The sequence below is a fragment of the Castellaniella sp. S9 genome (assembly GCF_027257175.1).
GTDB lineage: Bacteria > Pseudomonadota > Gammaproteobacteria > Burkholderiales > Burkholderiaceae_B > Castellaniella.
The window spans coordinates 115,548-130,491 of record NZ_JAPFGD010000005.1 but is presented as its reverse complement, the minus strand read 5'-3'; the positions used below and the strand labels follow the sequence as shown (position 1 = coordinate 130,491).

Sequence of the window (14,944 nt, the reverse complement as noted above, 5' to 3'; positions counted from 1 at the left end):
TCGTGGACGAACGCCACCCCTTGGGACTGCTTAGGACTTCGGCGCGTTCCAGGAGTCCTGGGCCTCGATGCCGTCGGGCGTGAAGGTCTCGATGATGGTCTCGTAGGTGAACGACACCGCCTCCATGTGGCCCATGGATTTGTTGGCCGGGTCCAGGCACATGGGGACGAACTTGTGCATGGAGGTGATGATGGCGTTCTTGATCTCGACGGTGTAGTAGAGCTCCTCTTTCCCTTGCGGCGAGATGCGGTAGTACTCGAGCTTGGCGTCGGTGAGCTGCTCGCCCGAGGTCAGGGCCTGGAAGAGTTTCGGCGAGGCCTTGTCGATTTCCTTGGTGATCGTCAGCGGCCCGTGGATGCGCTTGCCGGTGGGCAGGCCGGTCTGAATGGATTTGGGGATCTCGATCGTGTGGTCGACAGCCTGGACCAGGATTGTGTCCTCGTGGCCCTGGATGGTGCAGCTACCGTCGATTTTTCCTTGCGTCTGACCCGTCAGGGTGAAGTAGCCTGGCATTGGCATGATTGTGATCTCCTACCCGCATCTTGCGGTGGTTAAGGAATCCATGATCCATGGATGGCATTGGGGCCGTTCCGTCATTTGCGATCGAGCTTGCCGACCAGCGAGAGCGTGAACGATGCTCCCATGTATTTGAAGTGCGGTCGCACCAGCATCGACACGCGATACCAGCCGGGGTCGCCTTCGACGTCCTCGACGTTGATCTGTGCGGTGCGTAGCGGCCGGCGGCTGCGGACTTCGGGCCCCGGGGCGTCCATGTCGGCCACGTACTGACGGATCCAGTTGTTGAGCTCGCCTTCGAGATCGGCGCGTTCCTTCCAGGTACCGATGTTCTCGCGCTGCAGCACCTTGATGTAGTGGGCCAGGCGGCTCACGACAAAGATGTAAGGCAGCTGCGTACCCAGTTTGTAGTTGGTTTCGGCCTCCTTGCCTTCCTTGGTGTTGCCGAAGAATTTCGGTTTCTGGCAGGAATTGGCCGAGAAGAAGGCCGCGTTGTCGCTGTTCTTGCGCATCGCCAGGCCGATGAAGCCTTGTTCGGCCAGTTCGAATTCGCGGCGCTCGGAGATCAGCACCTCGGTGGGGATCTTGGTCTGGATCTCGCCCATCGCCTCGTAGTTGTAGATGGGCAGGTCGCCCACCGTGCCGCCGCCCTGCGGGCCGATGATGTTGGCGCACCAGCGGTAGTCGGCAAAGCTGGCGGTCAGGCGCGATGCGAAGGCGAAGGCCGCGTTGCCCCACAGGAAGGCGTTGTTGCCGGCGGAGACGTCTTCCTCGTAGTTGAATTTCTTGGACGGCGTGGTGTCGTTGCCGTAGGGCGTGCGCAGCAGGAAGTGGGGCAGCACCAGGCCCACGTTGCGCGCGTCTTCGCTTTCGCGAAAGCCGTTCCATTTGGTGTATTGCGGCATCTCGAAGATCGAGGAGAGATCCTTGAGGTCGGGCAGCTTGGCGAAGTCGTCCAGGCCGAAGAACTGCGCGCCGGCGGCCGCGATGAAGGGCGCATGCGCCATCGAGGCCACGCTCGCGCAGTACTGCAGGAGCTTGACGTCCGAGGATCCGGGGCCGAACTCGTAGTTGGCGATGATGGCGCCGAAGGGCTGGCCGCCGAACTGGCCGAATTCAGCCGTATAGCAGTTCTTGTAGAGGCCGGATTTGGTGACCTCGGGCGAGTCCTCGAAATCGCTGAGCAGATCGTCCTTGTTGACGTTCATGATCTGGATCTTGATGTTCTCGCGGAAATTCGTGCGGTCGATCAGGAACTTCAGCGAGCGCCATGAGGATTCGAGCCGCTGGAATTCCGGGTTGTGCAGGATCTCGTCGACCTGCCGGCATAGTTTCTTGTCCAGCTCGGCGATCATGTCGTCGGCCAGCGAGGCGGTGATGCGGTCGGTCGCGCGCGCCGGGTCGAGCAGGGAGGAAATGAAGGTCTGGATCCCCTGACGGGTGATCGCGTAGGATTCGTCGCCGGGGCGCACCCGGGTGGTCTCGAGGAGCTGGTCGATCAGGGAGCCGCTGGCGGCCTCGCTGCCGGCGGCTTCCTCTTGCTTTGCGGTTTCTTCGCTCATGGTGTCTCAACCCTGTATGGCGTATCTGGTTTTTACAGCGTGTCCGTGACGGCTCGATGTCCGTCGGGACGGCGTCATTTATCCTCGATGCCGAGTTCCTTGAGCAGCTTGTCGCGCGCGCCTTCGTTCTGGACGAGTTCCTGGAGCTTCTTGCGGAAGTCGGGGATGTTGCCCAGGGGGCCCTTGAGGGCCTTGAGCGCGCCGCGCAGCTCGACGATGTTGCGCAGCTCGGGGACTTTCTCGACGATGTTGTCGGGCTGGAAATCCGCGAGGGAATCGAACTTGAGGTTGACTGCGATGTTGTCGTCGGAATCGGGTTCCAGGCGGTTGGGCACCGACAGGTCGAGGGACAGGTTCTGGGCCTTGAGGACGTCGTTGTAGTTGTCCTTGTCGACGCTGATGGGGGCGCGGTCCTCGACGCTGCGGTCGTCTTCCCGTTGGGTGAAATCGCCCAGAATCAGCAGCTTGAGGGGCAGTTCGACTTCGGTCTGGGCATCGCCGGTGGCCGGCTTGTAGGTGATGTTGACACGTTCCTTGGGGGCGACGGATCCTTCGGTTGCCATGGTGTTCTCCTGTGACGGGGTGCTGTTGGCCGATCGGACCGCAAGGGCGCATGGCGGCGCACGCTGACAGTGCAAAAAGGAAGGTTCGAAGTTTTATTAATAAACTTTGCAACAGCGGAATGATTTTGTCTTATGAAGCAAAACGTGTCAATGCATGGAAAGCCTTGCCCGCCGTAAGTTTCGGGTTGTTACACGGGGGTGTCCTCCGGCGGCAGCTTGAGAATCTGGCCCTTCATGATCAGGTCGGTATTTTTCAGGTGGTTCAGTTGCTGCAGGACCTGGACACTGGTGCCGTATTGCTTTGCAAGTGAATACAAAGTATCGCCTTCCTTGACACGGTGCGTGCGTTCCGGCAGCGGTGCGGGCGGGGGCGGCAGCGGCGGCGGAGGCGGCGACGCCTCGATGATTTTCTCGGCGCGCTGGCGGATGTACAGCGGCATGGGCGAGGCGGACTGCTCGGGCGGGCCTTCCGTCCAGCATTGACCGATGCGCTCGGGCACCTTGAAGGCGGCGCGCGCCGGCGTGGCGCTGGTCGAGGGCGTCGAGGTGCTGGCCAGATAGTCCAGGTTGTCCGCGAGGTTGAGGAGCTGGTCCTGGCCCGAAAAGTCGTAGCGGACGTGGATGGTGCGCACGTTCAGCGCCTCCAGCCGCTCGCGCGATTGCGGGAAATCCTCGGGGGTGAAGATGCGTTCGCCGTCCCGGAATTCAGCGATGAAGCGGGCCATCCCCATGGGGCCCGGATAGCGCTGCGTGAGCGTCAGCTCGTCGATGGTGATGCGCAGCGTGACGTCCCCGCACTGGTCGGGCGACCAGTCGAAGCTGTTGGTCACCGACATGTTGAAATTGTCCAGCGTGATTTCCTGCTGCGCGCACTGGATCGACAAGGTGACCGAGTATGGCTTGGCCTTGGCACCCTCGTTGATCCCGATCGGGCGGGCCGTGATGAGGATGGTGGCGGACTTGCCCTGCGCCGATTCGGCCAGCTGCGATTTGACCACCGCCTCGACGCGGGTGTCGACCGAGCGGTTCAGGAAAGGCAGGAAGGGATTGGCGAAAGGCAGGGTGTAGTCGTCCTTGGTGGCGGGCGTGAAGTGGGTCGCCTTTTGCAGGATGAAGGGCTTGGCCGGCCCGTCGACGAAGGCCCACACCGATCCGTTGTCGCCAAAGAGCTGGTCGTTGGTCTCGCGGGCGCTGACCGCCATCTGAGTCTTCCAGAGGACTTTCTCCTCCCATTCCTTTTGCAGGTGGCAGGAGGACTGTTCGAGCGCGTAGCGGGTCAGGATGCGCAGCGGCCCGCCGATGAGCTTCCAGATCACCTGGTCGTCGGGCAGGTCGAAGCCGGAGGCCTTGCGGAAGGCCTGCAGGCTGTCCTGCGCGGTCTGCAGCGCCGAGGCGCTGGTTTCCGGATTGGTGCCCAGATTGAAGTAGTCGGCCATGAGCTGGTAGGACTGGCCGTTGCCTTCCATGGCCTGGGCCGCCGCGACGTCGAACTGGTGCGCATAGTCGGCGAAGGCTTGCACGCCCTTGATGGAGCGGCGGATGGTGGAGCTGGCCGTCGTCGAGGGGTTGGCGCCGAAGTCCGAGGGCCGCACGATGCGCTCGCCCACCGTGTTGATCGTCTCGAGGATGGCCTTGGCCTTGCCCACCGAGGCGCCCTCGGCCGCCGCGCGCCGCAGGGCGGGGAACTCGCGGGCGAACAGCATCAGGCCCGGCAGTTCGCCGTCCGGGATCTCGGCGAATTCGCTGCGCAGGCGGTCGAAGAACTCATAATAGGGACTGGTGTCGGTGTCCACCTTGGTCACCATGTCGCGCCAGGCCGGCTCGTTGGCGAGCAACAGCTCGCCGTTGTCGAAGGACCAGGCAAAACCCTGCCAGGCGTTGAAGCGCTCGGTCCGGTACCAGGCCTCGAAGGCGCCGCGCTTGAACTGGAAGGCGGTCGAGTTGCTGAGGGCCTGTTCCATCTCGTTCAGGAAGCCGCGGATCTGGCGCTGGCCGGCCAGCGTGAGCGCGGGCGGGATGGTCTCGGGGCTGCCGCCCTGCGAGCCCGGCAGCCAGAAGGTCCGCAAGGTCACGGGGCTGAGGCTGCTCTGCTTGTTGGCCCAGTTCAGCAGCCACGAGAAATGCTCGGACTGGTCGACGGCCTGTGCGAGGGCCCGGCGGTCGACGTCCAGGGCTTGCAGCAGCGCCGGGTCGGCAGGGTCGCTCCAGGCCTTGTAGGCGGCGGACATGTGCGCGGGCGCCTGGATCAGGTGGGCCGGCAGGTCCAGGCCCAGCACCTCGGAGATCTGCTCGGGGGCCTGTGGCATCCGCAGCAACTGATCATAGGTCGCGCCGTCGATGCGCGCCTGAGTCATGTTGATGCTGCGCGTGAGCGTGAGGACGGCCTCGGCATAGGTGGTCGCGTCGGCATTGCCGGCCAGGGCGGGCAGGATGTCCTCGCGGCGGTTTTTCTGCAGCAGCTCGCGGAATCCCCTGACGTATGCGGCCTTGATGTCGACCTCGAGCCGTTCGAGGTCGGGGCTGAAGGCCAGCCAGCGGGTCTGCCAGTTGCGCTCGTGGTTCTGGATCAGTTCGATGAGCCTGAGCATGTCCTGCAGCGTGTTCAGGCGCTGCTCCGCAGGCTGGTCCTTGTCCAGCGCCTGCATGGGGTAGGCGTCCTGGATGGCCGTCAGGCTGCTGCGCGTCTGGTAGTAGGACAGCATCAGGAACAGCAGCGCGGCGGCGAAGGTGCAGATCCAGAACACGGCCGCCAGGTTGCGCGTCGCCAGGCGCCAGCGGTCGATGATGACGGTGGGGCGGAACGTCCAGCGGTCGGCCGGCAGCACGCGCTCGAAGAAATCATGCAGGAAGGCGCCCTTTTCGGAGGCGCGCGCAGCGCTGGGTTCCTGGATCAGGCCGAGCATGTTGGGCAGGGTCTCGCCGTCCTGGCGGGCGCTGCTCAGGAACAGCCCGCGCAACAGGGGTTGCTCCAGGTAGGGGTTGTTGCCCATGCAGGCAGCCAGGAAGCGCTTCAGGCCGCCGCGCAGGCGGTCGATCTCCTCGGGCAGCAGCAACAGGGGCGCGCTGAGGTCCACGCCCTTGACGCCCATGTCCAGGCGCAGCTGCCGCAGGCGCGTGGTGATCTGGTCGAAGGCCTGGTCGGCAAAGCGGGCCTCGGCGCCGTCGCCTTCCTCGAGGGCGCCGACGTAGCCCATGGCCTGGGCCAGGGCTTCGGGCGGCAGGGTCTGCGTCCACTGCTCGAAGCCGTAGATGCGGTCGCACTTGGTGACCAGCAGGAAAATCGGAAACCGCTTGTCGAACAGGCGGATGAGCTGGTCGATGCGTTCACGGATGACGTGGCCGTATTGCTCGAGCTTGTCGTCGCCGCGCGCCAGCTGGTCGGCATCGACCGCCAGGACCAGGCCGTTCAAGCCTTCCTTGAGCCGGTACTTGGCCAGCAGCTCGAGCATGCGCTCCCATTCGGCCTGGTCCTCGGACGTGCCGGTGGGCGAGACGTAGCGGCCCGCGGTGTCGATGATCACGGTGCGGTTGAAGAACCACCAGTCGCAGTTGACGGTCTGCTCGATCGGTTCGAACTGACTGCCGGTCTTGTTCAGCGAGCCCAGGCGCGAGCGGGTGATGGCCGAGGTCTTGCCCACGCCCGACTCGCCGATCACCATGTACCAGGGCAGGGCGTAGATGGGGTTGCCGAAGCGGCGCAAGCTGGAGCGGCGCAGCGTGGCGATCGCGTCCTTCCACTTGCGCGTGAGGTCGGCTTGTGCGCTGGATTTTTCGACCTGTGCGCGGCCGGCCGCCTCCGAGGCGGCCAGCTTGACCCGCGAGCGCGAAACCAGCCACAGCCGCCGGGCGAGCTTGATGCCGAAGTACGCGCCGATCACGCCAAAGAAAATCGCCAGGCCGCCCCAGAGCGGCCAGAGCAGATAGAGGGTGACCACCCAGCTGAATAGCGCCAGGGTGATGAGCTGCAGCAGCCGGATGAGGATGACCTTCATAGATTGACGGCTTCGCGGAACTGTTGGACGGCATGGGTCAGGTTGGCGTGCATCACCAGCCCGACCACGAGGAGGATCAGCGGTGGCAGGAGGACGAACAGCACCTGCCGGGTGGAAAAGCGCCCGAGCAGGCCGCGCGGCTTGCGCTGGGTCTTGCCGCCTTGCAGGTAGGCCTCGGGAAAGAGTTCGTGGCTGCCGCCGGCCAGGGCGGGATCGTGCTGCTGCAGCAGGCGGTATTGCTCGATCCGGATGTTGGCCAGTTCAGAGGCATTGGGCGCGATGCTGTAGCGGCCCTCGAAGCCCAGGCACAGGCACAGCAGGTAGACCTCGCGCAGGGCGCTGTCGCGCGGCTCCAGCGCCTCGAGCCGGTCGAAGAACTCGCGGCCGGCCAGGCCGGTCTTGAAGTAGCGCCGCTGCAGCAGGAAGGGCTGCCAGGCGTGGCCGCTGTCCCAGGCGCGTGAACGCGAGATCTGCTCGTCGGCCCAGGCGAGGACCGGAAACAAGGCCTCCTGGAAGCGGGGCGGCTCGATGCCGTGTTCGAGCGCGCTCACCCGCGCCTGGTTGACGAGGGCGTCGATTTCCTTGGACAGGCCTTCGGGCGTGCGCTCGCCGGACGCCTGTCCGAAAGCCTTGACGAAGGCCGTCACCGGTATGAAGTAGTCCACGAGTTTCATGGCTCAGCCCTTGAGGACGACGACCTGGGCACGCAGGTCGGCAGGTGCGCTCGGCCAGAACAGGCCGATCTCGGCGACCTGCTCGACCTGCTCCCACGCATCGCTCATTTGCTCGATGCGGAAGTAGCGGGCATTGGCGCGCTGGGGCATGCCCTGCGGCGGCGTCGAGACCTCGATCATGTCGATGCCCGGCAGGGCGTGGTCGATCATGGCGGGCAAGGCATGCGGCGTGGCCAGGCGCGCGGTCTTGAGGAATTCCTGGCCGCCGTCCTCGCCGAGGGAGGCCGCCTGGATGACCAGGTAGAAGCGGTTGCGCGAGGTGAAGTAGTCGCGCGGGATGGGCGCCACCAGGTAATTGTCGAGAGGCTCGAGCGTGACGCGGAATTCCGGCCCCACGGAGATCTCGCCCAGCAGCCGGTTGATCATGCGGCGTGCCGCATGAAAGCAGGCGTAGAGCTGCTGGTGGTCGTAGGGCGGCAGGCCCTCGTCGCCAGGGCGGTCGCGCCGGCGCCCGAGGGCGTCGTATTGCTCGGAAAACGTACTGATCTCGCCCACGCACTGGCGCAGGGCGCCGTAGACTTCCCAAGGATGGATCTGGTCGGTCTCGGTCAGGTGGGTCAGGGTCGGCACCATCCGGTTGAGGGCCTGCAGCGATTGCATCAGCATGATGAAATCGGGGTCCAGGTCCTGGCGCAGCATGTCGCGCGGCGCCTTGTACTCCGAGAGCTGGCGCATGCGTCCGGACATGTCGTCGCGGATGTCGCGCACGAGGTCCTGCAGGATGTGCGAGCCCGACATCGCATAGCAGGGCGGGACCTGGTCGGCGCTGAACTTGATGGCGTCGTTGTCGCGCGTGAGGCGGCCGATCGGGATCAGGTCGTATTCATCCAGCGACTCGAGCTCGGGGCCGAAGAATATGCGCACCACGTTCATGACGACGGGGATGTGGGCGCTGGGGCCTTCGCCGTAGAAATCGGGGGTGGGCAGGCCGTTGGCTTCGGATGCGAAGCGCGTCTGGACCGATGCGGCCGCGTCGAACGAGTCCACGACCGTGACGTTGGGCGACACGATGGAGAATTTTTTCAGGCCCAGGTAGAGGTCCAGCGGCTGGTCCGTGTCGGTCCAGGCCTTGTCGAAGGACCGGGGCGGAATGACGGCGTTGCCGGGGAACTCGACGTAGGTGTCCTGGCGGAAGATCAAGCGGGCGCTGCGGACCTCGACTGTATGCGCGGACAGGGACTCGGGTGCGCATTCCAGCTCGCCCACGCCCCAGAAATGCGGGGTGACCAGATCGAACAGGGGCTTTTTCAGGAACTGCTGGTGCAGTTCCTGGCGCTGGAAGTGCTGGGGTTGCAGAAACAGTCCCTGGTGCCAGTACGTAGCCGTCCGGAAGTCCATTGGCGATCCTTATTTCCTGAGCTTTCTGGCGGCGCCGGCGGAAGCCTCGGCGTCGCTCAAGGTTTTGTCGTTCAGCTCGATCTCGAGCGCGCCGGCATCGAGCGGCACGGCCTCGATGTTGGGTTTTGCGTCGGCGTCGAAGGTCAGGCTTTGCGCATTGGCGATGCGGGTGCGCCCCAGCTGCAGGCGCAGCGCGAGGTGCGCGGGCTGGGCCTTGTAGGTCGTGCTGACCAGCCCGCTGGTCTCGATGTTGAGCGGTATGCGAAAGAGCCGCGACGACGCCGTCGGATCGAAATGATAATACCCCGCAACGATACCCACGAACTTGGCGTCCTGTACGCGGTCGATGTCGAGGATGGTGTGCTTGCCGGGGCTGACCACGTAGCGGTCGAGCTGGATGACGTCCTGGCCGGCGTCGCCCGTGGCGAGGATGGTCTTGAGCTGGCCGGCGTCGCCCAGCAGCTTCGTGAAGGCCTTGGCGTCCTCGAGCTGGAACACCCCCATGACCAGGGTGTGCGGCTGGTCGAAATAGGCGTTCAGGTTGTCGTCGGACGCCAGTTCGATCTGGATGGCATCGCGGGCGAAATCCCAGCTGACCTCGGCCTTGGCTTCCTTCTGGGTATTGCCGCCCATGGCGGAATTGACGCTCGAACACCCCTGGGCCAGAAACAGCGCACCGGCCAAGGCGAGTAACAACAGGTGTCGTTTGTCAGGCATTCGGGTGCGCTTGCAATGGTGAGGGTATGAAAATAAACTGCCTCAATATTCGAGATGTATCCCGACGTCTCGTGGGATTATAGCCCATGACCCTTCGTCAATCCCCAGGTTTTGTGCCGCGCACCCTCGGAAAATCATGTGCTTGCGTGATCTACTCAATGTCCTTTCTAGCTTGGGGCATGGCGTGCGGGACGGGTTCCGCCTGGGCGGCGGGCGCCTCGTTCGGCGCGCGGGCCGCCGGCGCGCAGGGCAGCGTGCCGGTCCTCTCGGTCACACATGAAACAATCGCCAAAACAAAAAAAGAGGACGTGTGCTGGCAGACGATCGTCAGCGAACGCGAGCGCGCCCGACAGCAGTACGAGAACCAGTCCTGGCTGGTGAAATACTGGAAACCGATTCTGGGCGGGGTGCTGGGCGGCCTGGTGGGCTACAAGTTCACCCGCAACTATGGTGAAAATCACAAGAAATGGACCTACCCGACGGTCGCCGGCGGCATCGCCGTCGGCGCCATCGCAGGGCCGGGCATGGTGGCCGGCGCCTATGGCCTGGGCTCCTTGGCCTACTCCTACTGGCCCGGCAAGCTGCCCCTGGTCGCGGCGGTCTCGCTGATCGGCGGCATCCTGGGCGATGGCTTGTTCAATCTGCTGTTTCCGGACAGCCCGCCCCAGTCGCTGCTCGAGCCCACGCAGCCCGGACAGTTTCTGCCCGACCAGCAGTTCTACATCGAGACCACCTGCCTGCCCAGGGTGCGCGTGCAATACACCGAATCGCCGTTTCGCGTCACCTACGAGTACGGCGGCGAGCGGCGCAGCGCCCTGGTCCGGCACTATCCCGGCGACCGGATCGCGCTGGACGCCTCGGGCCGTCCGGTCAATGAGTTTCATCCGCAACCTTAGGCGCCGGCCTTCAATTGCAGTTGACCTTGGCTTGGCTGGGCTGCAGCAGTGATCCGAACGCGTTGCCCTTGTTCGACTTGGCGCTGTCGCCCTGGCGGATGACGGGCTTGCCCTCGAACTTGACCTTGAAGCTGGCCATGACCCACTCGCATTCGCCCATGATGGTGCCCGACACCACGCCGCCGACCGACCCTGCGGTGTCGCCGTTGCTCAGCGGTAGCTTTGAGGATTTCGTCACGGCGGGCGCGCCATCGACCAGGACTTTGGTGGTGGGCGGGTTGGCCAGCGTCGTCATGGCCGTGTTGGGATAAGGGATCGGGATGGGCGAGCCCGGCGGCGCGGGGGTCTTGCAGACGTCGGGCGTGCAGATGGCCTGCCCGGACTTGATGGTGGCGACGAATGGCATGGCGTGTCCTCAACCCAGGTCGATCTTCTGGCCGTCGATCTTGACGAAGCCGTCGGCGCGCGCGGTGATGTGGCCGGCCTCGAGCCGATGGTCGTCGCGCACCCGCGTGCGGCTGCGGCCCACGCGGGTTTCGTCCAGGCCCTCGACGGATCGGAAGCTTTCGAGCGAGCGCGACAGCAGCCGCCCCAACCTGGCCGACAGGGTCTTAGCCGAATATTCGATGGAGACGGCGTAGGCCTCGAGGGTATCGAACCAGCCTTGCCAATGCTTGACGGTCGTGGAGGCGCTCACGGCGGCCACCTCGAGCGCGCCGGTATCCAGGGCGATGCGCTCGCGGCCCTCGAGCCGCAGGGACGGCGCCCGCAGGGCCACCTCGCCGTCGCGGGCGAGGATCACGCCCCCGCCGGGCAGCGCCAGGTCGGCATCCTGCGGCCCGGGCCGCTCGAGGACGGCAAGAACATGCCCGTGCACGTGTGCCGGATCCAGGGCCAGCAGGACGAGGTCGCCGGCCTGCGGTTCGATCAGGCAGCTCAGGGCGCGCCGCGCGACAGGGCCTTCGGGATGATCGACCTGGATCATGCCGTCCTGCGTCCCGCTGACGCGGGCGTGGACGAGGCGCGCCTCGATGGCGGGCGCGGTCTTTTTCAGGGGGGAAATCGTGGCGGCCATATCGGGCTCCGGAACTTATTGGGGCGGTGCCCAGTTTTCAGCCTGGGCGCGCTCCGGATTGGTGCGCTGGGTTTCGTTGAACGTGGTACCGTCCCAGAGGGTCTTGTCCTCGGACATCTCGTGCAGGTTGCAGATGTTCAGTGAACCGTTGCGGAAACTGGCCCGGTCGAATACCACGTGGGACAAGTCGCAGAGCTTGAGCGAGGCGCCGTCCCAGACGCTGTCGCTCGCCTGCATGTGGACCAGCGGGCAGGTGGAGAATGTGCTGTTGGTGCAGCGTGCCGCATTCAGCGTCGCGTTGGAGAAGTCGCACATCTCGAAACTGGCGTCCGAGAGGTCGGCGGCGCTCAGGTCCGCCATGGCGAAGCTCACGCTGTTGGCATTGACCCCCTTGAGGCTGGCGCCGCTCAGTTTGGATTTGGCGAACTGCGTGTCCTGCAGGGTGCAGTTCGAGAAATCCGCCCCCTGCAGATCGGCCTCGACGAACAGGGTCAACTCCAGCGCGCATCCGGGGAAGCGCTGGCCCGCCAGGTTGGCCTTCATCAGCATGGCGCTGTCGAGTGTATTGTCGCGAAACAGGGCTTTGCTGAGATCGGTGTCCAGGGCCATGAAGCGCTCCAGGTTGGCGCCCGACAGGTCGGTGCCGTCCAACTGGCAGCCGTTGATGCGGGCCAGCGACAGGTCGGTGTTGCGCAGCACGGCCTGGTTCAACGAGCACTGATCCAGGAGCACAGCCGACAGATCCGCGCCTTCGGCGCTGGCGCCGTTCAGACTGCTGCCGGTCATGGTGGCGGTGGTCAGGCTGGCGCCGTCCAGCCGGGCCTGGTCCAGTATGCAGGCGGCCAGCGTGGCGCCCATGAGGTTGGCCTCGGCCAGGTTGGCGCCCGTGAAATCGCACGCCTGGAAATCCGCGCCGGTGAAGTCTACGGTCCCCAAGTCGGCGTTGCGGAAGATCACCTGGCGGAAACGGATGCCGGTGAAGTCGGTGCCGGCGAGGGCGGCATCGCTGAGGTCGGCGTCTTCGAGGGTGCCATCGATGATTTGAGGGGTCGTGTGTGGTGGCATGGCGGGTCCGTGGGTGGGCTACGGTCGATCGGTCTCAGGCATCGGCACGAATCTTGAGTATCGTGCCATCCAGGTTGGCGCCTGCGAGCCTGGTATGGTCCAGCGTCGTATCCATGAATGTCGCGCCGTACAGATTGCTGTCCTCGAGCCGGCAGTGGCTGAGGTCGGCATGGATGAATGAGGCCTCCATCAGGTTCGAGCGCTCCAGCCTGGCGTGGCTGAGGTCGGCGCGGTCGAAGGTGGCCTTGCGCAGGTCGGCGTTCGCGATGCCCGCGCTGCGCAGATCCGCATCCGACAGATCGGCATTCAAGGCCTTGAGGCCGTCCATCTGCGCGCCCTCCAGCGAGGCGCCGATCCAGCTGGCGTCATCGAGTACGGCCTTTTGCAGATTGGCTCCGCTCCATTGCGAGCCCGCGGTGGATTGGCTGTTGCGCAGATCGCAGCGCGCCAGCGAGGCATCGTTCAGGTCGGCCTGGGTAAAGTTGGCGGACACGCAGGAGGCATCGTCCATGACGGCGCGGCGCAGCCGTGCGCCTGTGAAGTTCGCCTGATCCAGGCTGGCGCGCGCCAGATCGATGCCCTCGAGATTGGCATGCGAGAAATCGGCGCCGTCAGCCTGGATCTGGGGGGCCCGGACGCGATTGAGCCACGCGTAGGACAAGGTGGCCTGGCGCAGGCTGACGCCCGACAGGTCGGTGCCGGCGAAATTGGCGCCGGTGCAGTCGCTGCCGTCCAGGATCGCCCCTTGCAGAACGGCCCCTGAAAAACTGGCGCGGTCCAGCGTTGCCTGCTCGAGCCGGCAACCGGCCAGATTGGCCGCATCCAGCCGGGCCCCTTGCAGGACGGCCCCTTGCAGGTTGGCCCCTTGCAACTGGGCACCCGCGAAATTGGCGCCGGCCAGCAAGGCGCCGGAAAAATCCATGCCGGCCAGGTTCAAGCCCGCGAGATTCGCCTGGCTGAGGTCGAGCTGGCTGCAGGCTTGGCCATTGCTCGCCCGGTTGAGCACGATCTGGCGATGGCGGGCGCCCAGGGCCTCGTCGCGCAGTGCCTCGCCGTGGGATGCGGGCGATGCGATCGGGGCGTCGGGGGCCTGCGGCGCCGTGGCCGCGGGTGGCGGCAGCACCGAGGCCAGGGAGGGCATGGGCGCCGCGGTCGCCGTCGTGTCCGTCCCCTCGATGGCGTGCAGCAGTTGCTCGATTTCGCTGAAAAAGCCGGACAGGCTGCCGCTGCGCTGCGCGATGGTCTGGGCGAACTTCCGGGTGTGGGGGTTGTCCGAGAGTTCGCGCATGAGGGTGGCTTCATCCACGCCCCGCTTGGCGAGCATCTGATGAAACAGTTCTTTTTGCTCGGTGATTTTCTGCAGCAGTTCGTGGTTGTCCAGGTTGGCGTTGGCCTTTTCGACCTCGACCGGATCGGGAATGTCCTTGAACGCCTCGGGCGACATGGCCCGCAGGCAGCGGCCGATATAGTATTCAAGCGGGCTTTCCGGGTCGTCGGGGGACTCGAATTCGGCCAGGAAACCATTGACGTCGCGGGCATCGGGCGTGTGGATGGGAACCAGGGCGCGATAGATCGCCACGCCGATGCGTTCGCCCGGCAGCAGCCAGACGGTATCGGTGTTGACCTTCAGTTCGACGAAACGCACCTCGCCGTCAGGCTGGGTCTGGTGGACGAAGAACCGGGGCCGCAACTGGGGCACGCGGCCGCCCAGGTCCGGAAAATCCGGGTGCATATTGCGCGCCAGGACGGGCTCGCCTCCTGCCCAGAATCCCTGGATCCGCTGGTCCTCGGGTGCCGCCATGAAGAACTGCGGATCGCTGTCCAGCGGCAGATGTGGCCAGCGTTCCTCCAACCACTGCGGCCCGTGGGATCCCAGATGGCGGGCGCGCTGCGGCGCCGTGATGGGCAGCGGTCCGAAGCCGGCCGGATCGGGCCGGTCGCCGTGGGCTGCGATCAGTGCGTGCGGGGATTCGATATTGGGCAACTCGGCCCCATCCTGGGTATCGAATCCCTTGCCCGCTGTGTTGAAAGCATGATCCTCGCCGCCGAAGGCCTGGGCGAGTGTGAGGGGCATCGCGTCGAAGGGCAGGGGCGCCGAAATTCGGCCCATCGGACCATAGCGCCGTTCGCCGAAAACCGCCAGCTGCTTGGTGAGAGAGCCCGCCGAGATGCTGGCGGATACCGGCTGGTCGCGGTGGCCTTGGGGCGGATGGCAGGATCCGGCCGCCAGCAGTTCGCCGCGGGGTTTGGGCCAGCCTTCGTCCAGCAGGCCCTCCTTGCCCAGGACCTGGGTCACCCGGTTCCAGAGACCGTCCATGGCCGGCGCCGGTCCGCCCTCGGGTGGGTACAGGGGGAACGGCAGGATGACGCCGAAGGCGAGCGCGGTCTGGCCCGGGGCGGGGCTGTAGATTCGCCGCATGAGTTCGGCGCCCTCGGGGATAAAGGTCTGCAGGGAGGGAAAAGCGGGGGTCACGGGCGGTGTCCTG

The 14,944-nt window shown here is 65.3% G+C and carries 12 protein-coding genes; 1 reads left to right on the top strand and 11 read right to left on the bottom strand.

Annotated elements, in window-relative coordinates; genetic code table 11:
• Positions 1 to 30: 30 nt before the first annotated feature.
• The 7 genes from OOZ48_RS09575 to tssJ all read right to left on the bottom strand — a co-directional run bounded on the left by OOZ48_RS09575 (position 31) and on the right by tssJ (position 9,422).
• Entirely contained in the window at positions 31 to 519 is a 489-nt protein-coding gene (locus tag OOZ48_RS09575; RefSeq protein WP_269497587.1) for an Hcp family type VI secretion system effector, read from the bottom strand.
• 74 nt (positions 520 to 593) lie between these two features.
• Positions 594 to 2,078, bottom strand: a complete 1,485-nt coding sequence (gene tssC, locus OOZ48_RS09570) for a type VI secretion system contractile sheath large subunit (protein WP_269497585.1) — start codon at positions 2,076 to 2,078, stop codon at positions 594 to 596.
• A 74-nt stretch (positions 2,079 to 2,152) separates the two neighbouring features.
• Entirely contained in the window at positions 2,153 to 2,641 is a 489-nt protein-coding gene (gene tssB, locus OOZ48_RS09565) for a type VI secretion system contractile sheath small subunit (RefSeq protein WP_269497583.1), read from the bottom strand.
• A gap of 188 nt (positions 2,642 to 2,829) precedes the next feature.
• Positions 2,830 to 6,633 carry a type VI secretion protein IcmF/TssM N-terminal domain-containing protein gene (locus OOZ48_RS09560; protein ID WP_269497581.1) on the bottom strand — a complete coding sequence of 1,268 codons (3,804 nt, stop codon included), beginning with the start codon at positions 6,631 to 6,633 and terminating at the stop codon, positions 2,830 to 2,832.
• Positions 6,630 to 7,307 carry a DotU family type IV/VI secretion system protein gene (locus OOZ48_RS09555; RefSeq protein ID WP_269497579.1) on the bottom strand — a complete coding sequence of 226 codons (678 nt, stop codon included), beginning with the start codon at positions 7,305 to 7,307 and terminating at the stop codon, positions 6,630 to 6,632. The genes OOZ48_RS09560 and OOZ48_RS09555 overlap by 4 nt, the downstream gene beginning before the upstream one ends.
• 3 nt (positions 7,308 to 7,310) lie before the next feature.
• Positions 7,311 to 8,705 carry a type VI secretion system baseplate subunit TssK gene (tssK, locus tag OOZ48_RS09550; RefSeq protein ID WP_269497577.1) on the bottom strand — a complete coding sequence of 465 codons (1,395 nt, stop codon included), beginning with the start codon at positions 8,703 to 8,705 and terminating at the stop codon, positions 7,311 to 7,313.
• Positions 8,706 to 8,714: 9 nt separating this feature from the next.
• Positions 8,715 to 9,422: a type VI secretion system lipoprotein TssJ gene (gene tssJ / locus OOZ48_RS09545; RefSeq protein ID WP_269497576.1), complete on the bottom strand. Its 708-nt coding sequence runs from the start codon at positions 9,420 to 9,422 to the stop codon at positions 8,715 to 8,717.
• Positions 9,423 to 9,580: 158 nt separating this feature from the next.
• Between tssJ and OOZ48_RS09540 the strand changes: the two genes are divergently transcribed.
• Positions 9,581 to 10,318, top strand: a complete 738-nt coding sequence (locus tag OOZ48_RS09540; RefSeq protein ID WP_269497575.1) for a hypothetical protein — start codon at positions 9,581 to 9,583, stop codon at positions 10,316 to 10,318.
• Between the two features lie 10 nt (positions 10,319 to 10,328).
• Here OOZ48_RS09540 and OOZ48_RS09535 read toward each other — a convergent pair whose 3' ends face one another.
• The 4 genes from OOZ48_RS09535 to OOZ48_RS09520 are packed head-to-tail and all read right to left on the bottom strand — an operon-like array spanning position 10,329 to position 14,931.
• Positions 10,329 to 10,724, bottom strand: a complete 396-nt coding sequence (locus tag OOZ48_RS09535) for a DUF4150 domain-containing protein (protein ID WP_269497573.1) — start codon at positions 10,722 to 10,724, stop codon at positions 10,329 to 10,331.
• A 9-nt stretch (positions 10,725 to 10,733) separates the two neighbouring features.
• Positions 10,734 to 11,393, bottom strand: a complete 660-nt coding sequence (locus OOZ48_RS09530; RefSeq protein ID WP_269497571.1) for a DUF3540 domain-containing protein — start codon at positions 11,391 to 11,393, stop codon at positions 10,734 to 10,736.
• 15 nt (positions 11,394 to 11,408) lie between these two features.
• Positions 11,409 to 12,458, bottom strand: a complete 1,050-nt coding sequence (locus OOZ48_RS09525) for a pentapeptide repeat-containing protein (RefSeq protein WP_269497569.1) — start codon at positions 12,456 to 12,458, stop codon at positions 11,409 to 11,411.
• Between the two features lie 34 nt (positions 12,459 to 12,492).
• Positions 12,493 to 14,931 carry a DUF2169 family type VI secretion system accessory protein gene (locus tag OOZ48_RS09520; RefSeq protein ID WP_269497567.1) on the bottom strand — a complete coding sequence of 813 codons (2,439 nt, stop codon included), beginning with the start codon at positions 14,929 to 14,931 and terminating at the stop codon, positions 12,493 to 12,495.
• Positions 14,932 to 14,944: the final 13 nt, after the last annotated feature.